Raw genomic sequence first — 13,196 nt, forward strand, 5'->3', positions numbered from 1 at the left:
GCGGACAATCCCTCTGACCCGTTCGTGTCGAGCGAAGTCGAGACAGCCCGAAGGGCAACGCCCAGCCACGACGTGTCTCGACTTCGCTCGACACGAACGGAACGGGGGATGTTTTTCATCGCCGCCCAGCCGCAATCGCTTCGGCGAGATCAAGGCGCCCGTCATACAGCGCTCGTCCAGTGATCACGCCTTCGATGCCGTCGGAGACATGCGGGCGGAGCGCGTGGATGTCGCCAATGTCCGCGACCCCGCCTGACGCGATCACAGGAATGGCGACCGACCGCGCCAAGGCGACCGTCGCCTCGACGTTGCAGCCCTTAAGCAGCCCGTCGCGGCCCACATCGGTGAACAGCAGCGCCGCGACGCCCGCATCCTCGAACCGCCGCGCAAGGTCTTCGACGCGCACGTCGGACACATCGGCCCAGCCCTCGGTCGCGACCATGCCGTCGCGGGCGTCGACGCCGACGATGATCCGGCCGGGCAGGTCGCGCGCGGCCGATTTGACGAATTCGGGATCTTTGAGTGCGGCGGTGCCGATGATCACCCGCTCGACGCCGAGCGCCAGCCAGCGGTCGACCCCGGCGCGGTCGCGGATGCCGCCGCCGACCTGCACCTTGCCCGGAAAGGAGGCGATGATAGTTTCGACCGCGGCGCCGTTGACGCTGGCCCCGGCAAAGGCGCCATCGAGGTCGACGACATGGAGGTGCGTCGCGCCCGCATCGGCGAACATCCGCGCCTGCGCCGCCGGATCATCGCCATAGATGGTCGCACGATCCATATCACCCTCAGCCAGTCGCACGACCTGCCCGCCCTTGAGGTCGATTGCGGGGAAGATGGTCAGGGCCGCCACGTCAGGAACCTTTCAAGCGTCGCGAGGCCATAGGCCTGGCTTTTTTCGGGGTGGAACTGGACCCCAATGATATTGTCGCGGCCAACAGCGGCGGTGAACGAGCCGCCATGGCTGCTCGTCGCGAGCACGTCGGCGGTGTCGGCGAAATGATAGCTGTGGAGGAAATAAGCCTCGCCTTGGGCGATTACCGGATGCGCGGCGCTGGGAACGACATCGTTCCAGCCCATATGCGGGATGCGCAGACCCGGCGTGGGGGCAAAGGCGCGGACGGTGCCGCCGATCCAGCCGAGCCCGGCATGGCGTCCATGCTCCTCGCCCGCGTCGGCGAGCAATTGCATACCGACGCAGATGCCGAGAAAGGGCGCGCCGTCGGTGCGGACGCGGCGCTCGATCGCTTCGACGAGGCCGGGGATTGCGGTCAGCCCATTCATGCAAGCCGCGAACGCCCCGACGCCCGGCAACACAATGCGGTCGGCCTTGGCGACGATATCGGGATCGGCTGTCACCGCCACATCAGCAGCGCCCGCCGCGACGAGCGCATTATGCACCGAGCGAAGATTGCCCGCGCCATAGTCGATCAGGGCAATGGTCACTGAATTCCCCTCCCGCTTGCGGGAGGGGTAACGGAGCTTGCCAGCTTGCTGGCTAGCGCAGTGGGGTGGGCAGCGGAGGCATGACCCACCCCACTGCGACTAGCGAACAAGTTCGCAAGTCTCGCTGCCCCTCCCGCTTGCGGGAGGGGGGATGTCACAGCACACCCTTCGTGCTGGGGATTGCATCGCCCTTGCGGGGGTCGATCTCGACCGCCTGGCGCAGCGCGCGCGCCAGCGCCTTGTACATGCTTTCGGCGATATGGTGGTTGTTTTCGCCGTAGAGCGTCTCGATGTGCAGCGTGATCCCGGCGGTCTGCGCAAAGCTGTGGAACCAGTGCGGGAACATCTCGGTGTCCATTTCGCCGAGCCGCGGCTGCGAGAAGCTGGATTTGTAAACGCAGTGCGGCCGCCCCGAAATGTCGAGCACACAGCGGGTCAGCGTTTCGTCCATCGGCGCATGCGCCTCGCCGTAACGCGCGATGCCGCGCTTGTCGCCTAGCGCCTTCGCCACCGCTTCGCCGAGCGCCAGCGCCGAATCCTCGACCGTATGGTGCTGGTCGATGTGGAGGTCGCCCTTCACCTGCATCGAAATGTCGATCAGCGAGTGGCGCGACAATTGTTCGACCATATGGTCGAGGAAACCGATACCGGTCGAAACCGCATAATCGCCGGTGCCGTCGAGGTTGACGGCGATCGCGATGTCGGTTTCCTTGGTCGTGCGCTGGACGGTTGCAGTTCGCATGACCTGCCCCATAGCAGCCACTTTTCACCATGCAAGGCGACTCTATCCGCCTCGACCCCCTTGACCGGCGCGCCCGGTCCGTTCATCCCCCTGCCCCATGACCGATGACGTGCGCGACAGCCTGATTCCCTATGACGAAATCGTGCAGGACGCGCTGCGCGCCGTGGTCGGCCGCGTGCTGAACCAGATCGTCGGCTATGACAGTCTGCCCGGCGAGCATCATTTCTATATCACCTTCAAGACGCAGGCGCCGGGGGTGTCGATTCCGGCGCATCTGATCGCCAAATTCCCTGACGAAATGACGATCGTGCTGCAAAACCGGTTCTGGGATCTGAAGGTCGAGGACAGTTATTTCAGCGTCGGCCTGTCGTTCAACCAGACGCCGTCGATCCTGACCATCCCCTATGCGGCGATCACCGCCTTTGTCGATCCGTCGGTTGATTTCGGATTGCAGTTTCAGGTCAGCGACGACGATGTCGCCGAGCCCGAACCGCATGACGAGGCCGACAACGACCGTCCCGACGTCGTCAGCGAGGATGGGTCGAACGTCGTGACGGTGGATTTCGGCAAGCGGAAATAGCGCCGTGGCACCGCCATGGCCCCCCAGCCGTTTTTGGCAATATTGGGCGCTTGCGGGGATGCTCGTCCTGACCGCTGCCTTTTGGTGGAGCGTCGAGGGCTATACCTTGTTCGAAGAAGCCACAGCGCGCGGCCAGATCGCCGACGGATTGCTGCGCTTCAGCCTGCTGATCCTGACCCCGGCGCTGGTCCTTTTCTGGCTGCTCGCGGCCTGGTTTCGCCGCCGCGTCGGTGACAAGGGATATTGGCAGATGCTGGGCCTGGTCGCGATGATCTGGACCGGGTCGGTGCTGGTGACGCGGATGCTGGTCGGATGAGCACGCGAATTGAGAGCGACAGCATCGGCGAGATCGAAGTCGCGGTGGAGGCGTATTGGGGCGCGCAGACGCAACGATCGATCGAAAACTTCCCATTCGGCGCACGCGAGCGGATGCCGATCGAGATCGTCCATGCGCTCGCGCTCGTCAAGCAGGCTGCGGCGCGCGTAAACCGACGGCATGGGCTTAGCCCAGCGCTGGCTGACGCCATCGAAACGGCAGCGGCGGACGTCGCAGCGGGAAAATTCGACGATCAGTTCCCGCTCGTCATCTGGCAAACGGGCAGCGGCACCCAAAGCAATATGAACGTCAACGAGGTGATCGCCGGGATCGCCAACGAACGGCTGGCGGGCACACGCGGCGGCAAGTCCCCCGTGCACCCTAATGATCATGTGAACATGAGCCAGTCGTCGAACGACAGTTTCCGACCGCGCTGCACATCGCGGTCGGGTTGGCGCTGCGCAATCGCCTGCAACCGGCGATCATGCATTTATGTGCCGAACTGGAAGACAAGGCGGAAGCTTGGACCGATATCATCAAGATCGGCCGCACCCATTTGCAGGACGCCACGCCACTGACATTGGGCCAGGAGTTTTCGGCCTATGCGATGCAAATCGCCAAGGCGAGCGTTCGTGTCAGCAGCGCTTCAACCGACATTTTTCAACTCGCCCAAGGCGGCACAGCCGTCGGCACCGGCCTCAACGCGCCGGAGGGGTTCGGCGAGGATTTCGCCACAGTCGTCAGCGAACTGGCGAATACCCCCTTTTGCAGCGCCGATAACAAATTCGAGGCATTGGCCACCAACGATGCGCTCGTCGAGCTGTCAGGCGCACTCAATGTGGTTGCCGTATCGCTGACCAAGATCGCCAACGACATTCGCCTGCTCGGCTCTGGCCCGCGCGCCGGACTCGGCGAGCTCGAGCTGCCTGCCAACGAGCCGGGCAGCTCGATCATGCCGGGCAAGGTCAACCCGACCCAGTGTGAGATGCTGACGATGGTCGCGGCACAGGTCATCGGCAATCATCAGGCCATCACCATCGGCGGCATGCAGGGGCATCTCGAACTCAATGTCTTCAAACCGCTGATTGGCGCCAATGTGCTGCGTTCGATCGATCTGCTCAGCATCGGCATGACCAGCTTTGCCGATCGTTGCGTCGATGGACTTGAACCGAACCGCGCGCGCATCGCCGAACTGGTCGACCGCTCGCTGATGCTGGTCACCGCGCTCGCGCCTGAAATTGGGTACGACAAGGCAGCAAAGATCGCCAATCACGCGCATGAGACCGGCAGCACGTTGAAGGAAGCGGCACTCGCGCTGGGTTATGTGGACGCCGCAACCTTCGACCGCTTGGTCGATCCGCGAACGATGTTGGGACCGGAACCGAACGCCCCATCGGCGAATTGATAGGGGAGAAGGAGATTTGGGCATGATAGGCAGGATCGTTGGCGGTGTTTTGGGCAGCGCAATCGGACGGACCAAGGGCAATCACCCAGTGGCCGGCGCGGTTATCGGCGCGGGCGCGCTGTTCGCGGCGCGGCGCCTGTTTCCGCAGCGCTATGCCGCGATGGCGGCATGGGCAGCCGCTGGCTATCTGACCAAAAAATGGGCCGAACGCGCCGAGGCGCGTCAGGCCGCCGAACAGGCGCATGCGCTAGACCCTGCGCTGGCCGCCGCGGGCGTGGTCGACACCTATGCCGGCACCGCAGATTTGCCGCCCGACGGCCAGACAATCGGTGACGCGCTGCCGCCGGCGATTCCGGCGACCGACGACGAGAGACGCCCCGTCATTCATTGAATGTGACCCGGTATCTTGCCATCGCCGCCATCAACTGTATTGCATGTCCAATACAGTTGATGGGAAGTGGTAATGGCACGGAATGAATCGGCGCGAATCATATGGGCGGGGGCGATCTGGAGCGGCGTTGCCGCGCTGACCTGCAGCCCCGCGATCGCGCAGATCGGTGACACCGCTACGATAACCGCGGCAGAGATCCAGGAGGCGGTTGCACAGGACCGGGCCTTTGCAGTCGATTTCGACCGCTTTCTTGACGCGGCCATGATGCGCTTCCCCTCAATGCCCGCGATATCGGTCGCGGTGGTCCATGATGGCGCGCCGGTGTTCGTGAAGGCGAAAGGCCGCGCCGATATCGAGGCCGGGGTCGCCGCGACGGCCGACACGCCGTTTTACATCGCCTCTTCGACGAAAAGCTTTGTCGGGACCGCGATTGCGCTGCTCGACGCGCGCCGGACGATCGATCTAGACTGGACCATGCGCGACATGGCGCCAGACATCGCCTTTCCATCCGCCATCCATGCCGACCAGATCACCCTGCGCGATCTGCTGTCACATCGCCACGGCCTGAGCGGCGACGGCATGGCCTTTCGTATGGCCTATAGCGGCGAATATGACGATGCCACGCTGCTGCGTCTGCTGACCGAACTCAAACCCGACCCCGAGGCAGCGCACGGCACCTTCCACTATGGCAATATTGGTTATAATGTCGCGGCGCTGCTGATCGAGCGGCGGACCGGTCGCCGCTGGCAGGATATCGTCGGACAAGAGCTGCTGCGCCCTTTGGCGATGACCGAAACATTGACCGAGGGATTGGACAGACGCGGCGCGCATCCAGCCGTCGCGGCGCCCTATGGCGCCGGAAAGCGGCTTTATCTCGTTAAGGCCGATACGACCATGCACGCCGCGGGCGGCATGTATGCCAGCGCCAACGACATGGCGCGCTGGCTTACCGTCCAGCTTGTCGGCAAGGGCGACCTGACTCGCGCAGCAGCGGCGGCGCGCGACCCGGTCGCGACCCTCGACACCGACTTCGGCCCCTTTCGCCGGACGGGGTACGGACTGGGCTGGTATTCGGGGGCGTATGAAGACGCGGTGCTCTATCATGCATTCGGATCTTTCACCGGCGCGCGCGCCCACGTCTCGGTGTTACCCGCCGCCGGGCTTGGCGTGGCGGTGGCGACCAATGACGATGGCGTCGGATTTCGCCTCGTCGACCTGGCCGCGCTATATACCTATGACTGGTACCGACACGGCGCCGCGCGCGCCGACGCCAAAGCGGCCAAACAGATCGAGGCGCTGGCCGGCCAATGGGCAAAGCAAGTGGATAAGGTGGCAGCACAGCGCGCTGAACGCGCCGCGCGTGTGCCACAACTGACCATGGCGCCTGCCGTCTATGCCGGACGCTATTGCAACGCCGAATATGGCACGATCGCCGTCACCGCGCAGGGTTGGCAACTGGCTTTGGCGATGGGGCGTCTGCATGCCACCACCGAACCCGGCACGGCGCCCGACACGGTGCGCGCCGAACTGATCCCCGGTCAGGGCGAGGAGCTACATTTCATCGCCGAACGCGGCGCGGTGGCCGCAATCGAAGCATTCGACAGCCGGTTCGTGCGCTGTGGCGATAGCGCGCAGTCGGCTACGCCCCCGCCTGCCACTCCTTGATCGCCTCGACCGGCGAGACCAGCATCAGTACGTTGAGCGTCAGATTGTCGCGGATCGTCCACAGCGTGAACAGTTCGAAGACAATCGCGATGACGACGGTCATCCACCAGCGCATCCGGCTGGCGGCGAGAAAGCCGAGAATCATGAAGACCGCATCGCTCACCGAATTGAGGATCGAATCGCCGCTGTAGCCGAACGCCATCGTCACCTCGCGATAGCGGTCGATGATGATGGGCGAGTTTTCGAGGATTTCCCACGCTGCCTCGATCCCGATCGCCAGCGCGAGCGCGACCCACAAGGGCTGACGCGGTAGCAGCCAGCGGCCAAGGCCGTAGAAGATGAAGCCATGAATGATATGGCTGAAACTGTACCAGTCCGAAATCTGCTGGCTGTTCTGGTCCGACTGGACGGTGCCATGCCACAGGCTGATCGTGCCGCACGGACAGATCGGCGGACGCCCCATCGCGAACAGGATCGCGGTGAACACCGCGATCAGCGTCGCTGCGACCAGCCAGCCCGTTCGTGAAATTCCTGCCATACCCTGTCCCCTTCGCGCTTGACCCGTGGCGCTGCTTTCGCGAATAGCGGCCATGGCTGAAAGCGTCCACCTCAACCGCCGCGGCGTGTTGTTCGCCCTGTCCTCGCCGTCGGGCGCCGGCAAAACCACGATTTCGAAAAAGATGCTGGCCAGCGACCCGGACATCGCGCTGTCGATTTCAGCGACGACGCGGCCGATGCGCCCCGGCGAGCAGGACGGCGTCGATTATCATTTCGTCGATGTCGAAACCTTCAAGCAGATGGCCGCCGACGATGAATTCCTCGAATGGGCGCATGTCTTTGGCCATCGTTACGGCACCCCCCGTGCGCGGGTCGACGAGCTGCTCGACGCGGGCAAGGACGTGCTGTTCGACATCGACTGGCAGGGCGCGCAGCAGCTGTATCAGGAGGCCGGCCCCGATGTGGTGCGCGTGTTCGTGCTGCCGCCGACGATGGACGAACTCGAACGCCGCCTGCGCGCACGCAAGACCGACAGCGACGAGGTGATCGCCGCGCGCATGGCGCGCGCCGCGAACGAGATCAGCCACTGGGACGGCTATGACTATGTGCTGATCAACGACCAGGTCGACGAATGTTATGGCGAAGTGATGGCGATCCTGCGCGCCGAGCGGTTGAAGCGGCGGCGGCAGATCGGACTGATCGGTTTTGCCCGCGATTTGATCCGGTCGGTGCCCGAGGGTGATACCTCGCTTTAATAGTGCCGTCATTGCGAGGAGCCGAAGGCGACGCGGCAATCTCCAGCTCTCGACCTTGCTCATAGGTCGATAGCTGGAGATTGCTTCGCTTCGCTCGCAATGACGAAAATCAGGTCGGCGTCACCAGATTGGCGGTCAACTCGGCAACCATCTCCGCGCGCAGCGGCTTGGCCTGGTTGTCGGTGCGGCACACCACGACGGTGTCGCAGGTCGCGATCGGTCGGCCGTTCTGGAACATCGCCTGCACGATCGTCCAGCTGGAGGTGCCAATCCGGCCGATGCCGGTCGCGATCGTCACCGGATCAGGGAAATTACCCTCGGCCAGATAATTGATCTCGACCGCCGCGACCATCGTGCGTTCGTTGGCGGGGCGCTCGGTCAGCGGACGTACCTGGCGATTCAACAATACCCGGCCGCTTTCGAACAAGGCGGCAAAGGCCACATTATTCAGGTGACCGTTGATGTCCATATCCTGAAACCGCGTCTGAAATTCGGCGCAGACGGGGTAGCTGGCGGCATCGAGCCGCCAGCTTTCCGGTTTCGGCATATTAGCGGGGACCCATGCGGATCCCGCCGTCGAGGCGAACGTCCTCGCCGTTGAAATAGCCGTTTTCGATCATGCACATGGCAAGGTTGGCATATTCGGCGGGAACGCCAAGCCGCTTCGGGTTGAGCACCGAGGCGCCGAGCGCATCGCGCACCGGCTGCGGCGCACCGGCGAGCAGCGGGGTGTCGAAGATGCCTGGCAGGATCGTGTTGACGCGAATCTTCTCGCTGCCGAGATCGCGCGCGATCGGCAGGGTCATGCCGACGACGCCGCCCTTCGACGCGGAGTAAGCGGCCTGACCTATCTGGCCGTCTTCGGCCGCCACGCTGGCGGTGTTGACGATCGCGCCGCGCTCGCCGTCGTCCATCGGGTCGAGCGTCATCATGCCCGCAGCCGACTTGGCGATGCAGCGGAAAGTGCCGACGAGGTTAATCTGGATGATCCAGTTGAAGGCATCGAGCGGGAAATGCTTGATGCTGCCGTCTTCCTTGCTGCGGCTCGCGGTCTTGATCGCGTTGCCGGTGCCCGCGCAATTGACGAGGATACGTTCCTGACCGATCGCTTCCCGCGATTTGGCGAAGGCGGCATCGACCGACGCGTCATCGGTGACATTGCATTCGCAGAACACGCCGCCAAGCTCAGCCGCGAGCGCGAGGCCTTTTTCTTCCTGCAGGTCGAAGATCGCGACCTTGACGCCCTTGGCAGCGAGCGCGCGCGCGGTGGCCGCACCGAGGCCCGAGGCGCCGCCGGTGACGACGGCAGATACGGTGGAATCGAGTTTCATGTGTTTCTCCTTTTAAGCCCCTCCCCTGAAGGCGAGGGGTTGGGGTGGGGGTTCGCAGTATGGCGCTAGGCCGAAAGGCCCACCCCGCTGCGACTAGCGGGCAAAGCCCACAAGTCTCACTGCCCCTCCCCTGAAGGGGAGGGGTTTGATCGATTCAAAGCCGTTCGATGATCGTGACGTTGGCCTGACCGCCGCCTTCGCACATCGTCTGCAGCCCATATTTGCCGCCAGTCGCGTCGAGCACGCCGAGCAAGGTCGCCATCAGCTTGGTACCGCTGGCGCCGAGCGGGTGGCCGAGCGCGATCGCGCCGCCATGCTGGTTGAGCCGGCCATGATCGGCGCCGAGATATTTCATCCACGCCAGCGGCACCGGCGCGAACGCCTCGTTCACTTCATAGGCATCGATGTCCCCGATCTTCATGCCCGCTTTCTTCAGCGCCTTTTCGGTCGCGAACAAAGGTTCTTCGAGCATGATCACCGGGTCACCCGCAGTCACCGAAATATGGTGGATGCGCGCGCGCGGGGTCAGGCCATGATCCTTGAGCGCCTGTTCAGACACGATCAACGCCGCCGAGGCGCCGTCGCAAATCTGGCTTGATGAGGCGGCGGTGATCGTGCCGCCTTCCTGCAGCAATTTGACGCCGGCAATACCCTCAAGCGTCGCGTCGAAACGGATGCCTTCGTCGATCAGGTGGGTCTGGCGGCCGTCGGGGGTGTCGATGTCAAGGCCGATGATCTCGCGCTGGAAACGCCCCGCCTCGGTCGCCGCCTTGGCGCGGCGGTGGCTTTCGAACGCAAAGGCGTCGAGGTCGTCCTTGCTGAAGCCGTGCTTCTTGACGATCATTTCGGCGCCCATGAACTGGCTGAACATGATGCCGGGATATTTTTCCTCGAGCCGCTCGGACTTATAATGGCCGAGCCCTTCCTTGATGAACAAGGTCGCGACGCTGCCCATGGGTACGCGCGTCATGCTTTCGATGCCGCTGGCAAGGACGATGTCCTGCGTCCCCGACATCACCGCCTGCGCCGCGAACATCATCGCCTGCTGCGACGATCCGCACTGGCGGTCGATCGTCACCGCGGGGATCGAATCGGGCAGGTTCGAGGCGAGCACCGCATTGCGGCCCAGATCCATCGTCTGCTGGCCGCCCTGCGACACACAGCCGGTGATGACGTCGTCGATCTTCGAGGTGTCGAAATCATTGCGGGCGGCGATGGCGTCGAACACCGCGGCGCCAAGGTCGACGGGGTGGATGCCGGCGAGTTTGCCGCCGCGCTTGCCACCGGCGGTGCGGACGGCATCGACGATATAAGCATGAGCCATGGGAGAATTCCTTTCACTGTCTTCCCTCTCCCCTTGCGGGAGAGGGTTGCGAAGACTTGGCGGCTCGTCCGCCTAGTCGAAGCTGGGAGAGGGGTTGCGCGAGAGCGCCAACGTAAGAACCCCTCTCAAGACTTGCTAGGCGGCAAGCCGCCAAGCCAAGTCTTTCTCTCCCGCAAGGGGAGAGAGTTTTCCGGTCAGAGCTTGCGCCCGATCAGTTCCTTCATAATCTCGTTCGTGCCGCCAAAAATGCGGGTGACACGCGCCGCGCGCCAAGCGCGGGCGATCGGATATTCGTTCATATAGCCCGCCCCGCCGTGAAGCTGGAGGCATTTGTCCATGATTTCCCACTGAAGCTCGGTGTGCCACAGCTTCGCCGCAGCGCCCTCTTCCGGGGTCAGTTCCTTTTTCAAATGCCGTGCCAGCGCCCAGTCGAGATGCGCCCAACCGACCTGCAATTTGGTCTTGAGATCGGCGAGGACGAAGCGCGTGTTCTGGAAATCGAGGATCGGCTTGCCGAATGCCTTGCGGTCGCGGGTGAATTCAACGGTATCGTCGAAGGCGCGCTGCGCCGACGCCTGCGCGGACACCGCGATCGACAGCCGTTCTTGCGGCAGTTCGCTCATCAGATAGATGAAGCCCTTGCCCTCCTCGCCCAGGCAATTGGTGATCGGGACGCGAACGTCGTTGAAAAACATTTCCGAGGTATCGGCCTCGTCCTGCCCGATCTTGTCGAGGTTGCGGCCGCGCTCATACCCCTCGCGATCGGCCTCGACGAGGACGATCGACACGCCCTTCCACGCCGGCTGGACCTCGGTGTCGGTCTTGACGCAGACGAGGATCAGGTCGGCGTTCTGACCGTTGGTGATATAAGTTTTCGACCCGTTGATGACATAATGATTGCCATCCTTTTTCGCGGTCGTGCGCATGCCCTGCAGGTCGGAGCCGGTACCAGGTTCGGTCATCGCGATCGCGGTGATCACCTCGCCCGCGACCATCTTGGGCAGCCAGTGCGCCTTCTGCTCTTCGCTGCCATATTTGACGATATAGTTGGTGACGATGTCCGACTGGAGCGAGAAGCCGGTGGTCGCGCGGCCGTAATAGGCGCTCTCTTCATCGACGATCGCGTTGTAGCCGAAATCAAGGCCAAGCCCGCCATATTCCTCTGGCACCGTCGGGCACAGCATGCCGAGCTCGCCCGCCTTGGGCCAGATCGACTTGGGGACGATCTTGTCCTCGGCCCATTGCGCGGCGTTCGGGGCGACTTCCTTTTCGAGGAACTGGCGCACGGTGGCGCGGAACGCTTCATGATCGTCGGTGTAGGCAGAGCGCGACAGGTTATCGAGCGACATGGCTTTCCTTTCCCTTGCGGCAGCCGAACGCAGGCGGGGAGTCGGCCGCATCTTTTCGATCGCCAAAAGACCTTACGTTTACGTGCACGTCAAGTGGAAAGACGTTACGGCATGAAACTCTCTCATTGGCTCTCATATACCTTCGTCATCCCGGACTTGATCCGGGATCCATGCGGCGTTGACGAGCGGGCAGCGCGCGACCGCGTGGACCCCGGATCAAGTCCGGGGTGACGGGGGTGGGGTGACCAGCCGCCTGCATTTTCCACCGCGAATAGGTTTGCAGGCGCTGGGCAGCGCCCCCTCCCCGCGCTACGACACCCAATATGGTCGAACTTCTCCTCGACGCCGGTGCCTTGCTCGGCGAATCGCCGCGCTGGAGCGCGTCGGAACAGCGGCTGTACTGGGTCGATATCGAGGGGCGGACGATCCACCGTGCCGATCCGGTAACCGGCATTGACGAGGTCATGACGCTGGACCAGCAGGTCGGCTGCGTCGCGCCGCGCACAGGCGGTGGTCTGGTCGCCGCGCTCGAAGACGGCTGCGCGCTGATCGACTGCTGGGGCGCGGCGCCGCGGGCGTTCGGTCCGGCGGTGCTGGCGGACAAGTCCGCACAGCGGTTCAACGACGGGTGTGTCGATGGTGCCGGCCGGCTGTGGGTCGGCAGCCTGACCAGCGACAAGGCGCACCCCACCGCGGCGCTTTATCGCCTCGATCCCGACGGCACCCTCACCAAAGTCTTCGGCGGGCTCGGCACCAGCAACGGCGCCGCGTTCAGCCCGGACGGGCGGACTTTCTATCACGCCGACACGCCGACCCACGCAATCCGCGCCTATGACGTAGAGCAGGCGACCGGCGCGCTTGGGAACGGCCGCGTCTTCCATCAGTTTGCGTTCGGAAACGGCCGCCCCGACGGCGCCGCGGTCGATGCCGAGGGCTGTTACTGGTCGGCGCTGTGGGACGGCTGGCGCGTCGTCCGCCTATCGCCCGCCGGCGAGCTACTCCAGACGGTCGAAACGCCGGTGCAGCGCCCGACGATGATCGCGTTCGGCGGCGCCGACATGCAAACAGCCTTCGTTACCAGCGCGGGCAAGAATCTGAGCGACGAGGAGCGGAAAGCCCAGCCGCACGCGGGCGGCGTCTTTACCTTTCGGGTCGATGTGCCGGGGTTGGAACAGCCGATGTTCGGAGGATAGATCCTCCCCGTCCCATAGCGATGGGGAGGTGGCAGCGCGAAGCGCTGACGGAGGGGCATTGGCGCGACCGTTGCCGCCCCTCCACCATCCGCTTCGCGGACGGTCCCCCTCCCCATGGCTTCGCCACAGGGAGGATCTGCTCACTCCGTTCGTCCCCCGAACCTTGCACATCACCGCCACATAAGGTTAAGACGGCCCCAACAT

Annotated in this window: 14 protein-coding genes and 1 pseudogene; 7 read left to right on the plus strand and 8 right to left on the minus strand. The window is 63.9% G+C overall.

Annotated elements, in window-relative coordinates:
• Positions 1–115 precede the first annotated feature (115 nt).
• The 3 genes from hisA to hisB all read right to left on the minus strand — a co-directional run bounded on the left by hisA (position 116) and on the right by hisB (position 2,185).
• A complete protein-coding gene (hisA, locus tag ACQY6T_RS12010; RefSeq protein ID WP_428631031.1) occupies positions 116–850 on the minus strand; it encodes a 1-(5-phosphoribosyl)-5-[(5-phosphoribosylamino)methylideneamino]imidazole-4-carboxamide isomerase in 735 nt (244 codons plus the stop codon).
• On the minus strand, positions 838–1,443 hold the full coding sequence (gene hisH / locus ACQY6T_RS12015; RefSeq protein WP_428631032.1) for an imidazole glycerol phosphate synthase subunit HisH: 606 nt from the start codon (positions 1,441–1,443) through the stop codon (positions 838–840). Before hisH ends, hisA begins: the two co-directional genes overlap by 13 nt.
• Before the next feature lie 154 nt (positions 1,444–1,597).
• Positions 1,598–2,185 carry an imidazoleglycerol-phosphate dehydratase HisB gene (gene hisB, locus ACQY6T_RS12020; RefSeq protein ID WP_428631034.1) on the minus strand — a complete coding sequence of 196 codons (588 nt, stop codon included), beginning with the start codon at positions 2,183–2,185 and terminating at the stop codon, positions 1,598–1,600.
• A 97-nt stretch (positions 2,186–2,282) separates the two neighbouring features.
• Here hisB and ACQY6T_RS12025 point away from each other — a divergent pair, with 97 nt between their 5' ends.
• From ACQY6T_RS12025 to ACQY6T_RS12045, 5 genes and pseudogenes are all read left to right on the plus strand, one after another.
• Positions 2,283–2,765 carry an SspB family protein gene (locus ACQY6T_RS12025; RefSeq protein ID WP_428631035.1) on the plus strand — a complete coding sequence of 161 codons (483 nt, stop codon included), beginning with the start codon at positions 2,283–2,285 and terminating at the stop codon, positions 2,763–2,765.
• A gap of 58 nt (positions 2,766–2,823) precedes the next feature.
• The gene (locus ACQY6T_RS12030) at positions 2,824–3,081 is read left to right on the plus strand and encodes a hypothetical protein (RefSeq protein ID WP_428631036.1); all 258 of its coding nucleotides are present in this window, start codon (positions 2,824–2,826) and stop codon (positions 3,079–3,081) included.
• Positions 3,078–4,486 (plus strand): annotated as a pseudogene (gene fumC / locus ACQY6T_RS12035) (class II fumarate hydratase). Before ACQY6T_RS12030 ends, fumC begins: the two are co-directional and overlap by 4 nt.
• A gap of 22 nt (positions 4,487–4,508) precedes the next feature.
• Positions 4,509–4,877, plus strand: a complete 369-nt coding sequence (locus ACQY6T_RS12040) for a hypothetical protein (RefSeq protein WP_428631037.1) — start codon at positions 4,509–4,511, stop codon at positions 4,875–4,877.
• A gap of 72 nt (positions 4,878–4,949) precedes the next feature.
• Entirely contained in the window at positions 4,950–6,542 is a 1,593-nt protein-coding gene (locus tag ACQY6T_RS12045; RefSeq protein ID WP_428631038.1) for a serine hydrolase domain-containing protein, read from the plus strand.
• Here ACQY6T_RS12045 and ACQY6T_RS12050 read toward each other — a convergent pair.
• Positions 6,517–7,080: a DUF2585 domain-containing protein gene (locus tag ACQY6T_RS12050; RefSeq protein WP_428631039.1), complete on the minus strand. Its 564-nt coding sequence runs from the start codon at positions 7,078–7,080 to the stop codon at positions 6,517–6,519. The genes ACQY6T_RS12045 and ACQY6T_RS12050 overlap by 26 nt on opposite strands.
• A 52-nt stretch (positions 7,081–7,132) precedes the next feature.
• On the opposite strand from ACQY6T_RS12050, the gene gmk reads away from it, so the two are divergent.
• The gene (gene gmk, locus ACQY6T_RS12055) at positions 7,133–7,795 is read left to right on the plus strand and encodes a guanylate kinase (protein WP_428631040.1); all 663 of its coding nucleotides are present in this window, start codon (positions 7,133–7,135) and stop codon (positions 7,793–7,795) included.
• A gap of 109 nt (positions 7,796–7,904) precedes the next feature.
• Here gmk and ACQY6T_RS12060 read toward each other — a convergent pair whose 3' ends face one another.
• The 4 genes from ACQY6T_RS12060 to ACQY6T_RS12075 all read right to left on the minus strand — a co-directional run bounded on the left by ACQY6T_RS12060 (position 7,905) and on the right by ACQY6T_RS12075 (position 11,799).
• The gene (locus ACQY6T_RS12060) at positions 7,905–8,342 is read right to left on the minus strand and encodes an acyl-CoA thioesterase (protein ID WP_428631041.1); all 438 of its coding nucleotides are present in this window, start codon (positions 8,340–8,342) and stop codon (positions 7,905–7,907) included.
• Position 8,343: 1 nt separating this feature from the next.
• Complete coding sequence (locus ACQY6T_RS12065) at positions 8,344–9,126, minus strand: SDR family NAD(P)-dependent oxidoreductase (RefSeq protein WP_428631042.1); 783 nt, start codon at positions 9,124–9,126, stop codon at positions 8,344–8,346.
• 154 nt (positions 9,127–9,280) lie between these two features.
• Positions 9,281–10,450, minus strand: coding sequence for an acetyl-CoA C-acetyltransferase (locus ACQY6T_RS12070; RefSeq protein ID WP_428631043.1), 1,170 nt, complete (start codon positions 10,448–10,450; stop codon positions 9,281–9,283).
• Between the two features lie 194 nt (positions 10,451–10,644).
• Positions 10,645–11,799, minus strand: coding sequence for an acyl-CoA dehydrogenase family protein (locus ACQY6T_RS12075; protein WP_428631044.1), 1,155 nt, complete (start codon positions 11,797–11,799; stop codon positions 10,645–10,647).
• A gap of 323 nt (positions 11,800–12,122) precedes the next feature.
• Here ACQY6T_RS12075 and ACQY6T_RS12080 point away from each other — a divergent pair, with 323 nt between their 5' ends.
• Positions 12,123–12,992, plus strand: coding sequence for an SMP-30/gluconolactonase/LRE family protein (locus ACQY6T_RS12080; RefSeq protein ID WP_428631045.1), 870 nt, complete (start codon positions 12,123–12,125; stop codon positions 12,990–12,992).
• Positions 12,993–13,196: the final 204 nt, after the last annotated feature.

The organism is Sphingopyxis sp. (genome assembly GCF_965279725.1).
GTDB lineage: Bacteria > Pseudomonadota > Alphaproteobacteria > Sphingomonadales > Sphingomonadaceae > Sphingopyxis.

Excerpts from the sequence above, each read along its gene's own strand:
- ACQY6T_RS12080 (WP_428631045.1), top strand. The coding sequence starts at position 12,123 with ATGGTCGAACTTCTCCTCGACGCCGGTGCCTTGCTCGGCGAATCGCCG.
- ACQY6T_RS12045 (WP_428631038.1), top strand. The coding sequence starts at position 4,950 with ATGGCACGGAATGAATCGGCGCGAATCATATGGGCGGGGGCGATCTGG.
- ACQY6T_RS12065 (WP_428631042.1), bottom strand. The coding sequence starts at position 9,126 with ATGAAACTCGATTCCACCGTATCTGCCGTCGTCACCGGCGGCGCCTCG.
- ACQY6T_RS12050 (WP_428631039.1), bottom strand. The coding sequence starts at position 7,080 with ATGGCAGGAATTTCACGAACGGGCTGGCTGGTCGCAGCGACGCTGATC.
- ACQY6T_RS12070 (WP_428631043.1), bottom strand. The coding sequence starts at position 10,450 with ATGGCTCATGCTTATATCGTCGATGCCGTCCGCACCGCCGGTGGCAAG.
- ACQY6T_RS12030 (WP_428631036.1), top strand. The coding sequence starts at position 2,824 with ATGCTCGTCCTGACCGCTGCCTTTTGGTGGAGCGTCGAGGGCTATACC.
- ACQY6T_RS12040 (WP_428631037.1), top strand. The coding sequence starts at position 4,509 with ATGATAGGCAGGATCGTTGGCGGTGTTTTGGGCAGCGCAATCGGACGG.
- ACQY6T_RS12025 (WP_428631035.1), top strand. The coding sequence starts at position 2,283 with ATGACCGATGACGTGCGCGACAGCCTGATTCCCTATGACGAAATCGTG.
- hisB (WP_428631034.1), bottom strand. The coding sequence starts at position 2,185 with ATGCGAACTGCAACCGTCCAGCGCACGACCAAGGAAACCGACATCGCG.
- ACQY6T_RS12060 (WP_428631041.1), bottom strand. The coding sequence starts at position 8,342 with ATGCCGAAACCGGAAAGCTGGCGGCTCGATGCCGCCAGCTACCCCGTC.
- ACQY6T_RS12075 (WP_428631044.1), bottom strand. The coding sequence starts at position 11,799 with ATGTCGCTCGATAACCTGTCGCGCTCTGCCTACACCGACGATCATGAA.
- gmk (WP_428631040.1), top strand. The coding sequence starts at position 7,133 with ATGGCTGAAAGCGTCCACCTCAACCGCCGCGGCGTGTTGTTCGCCCTG.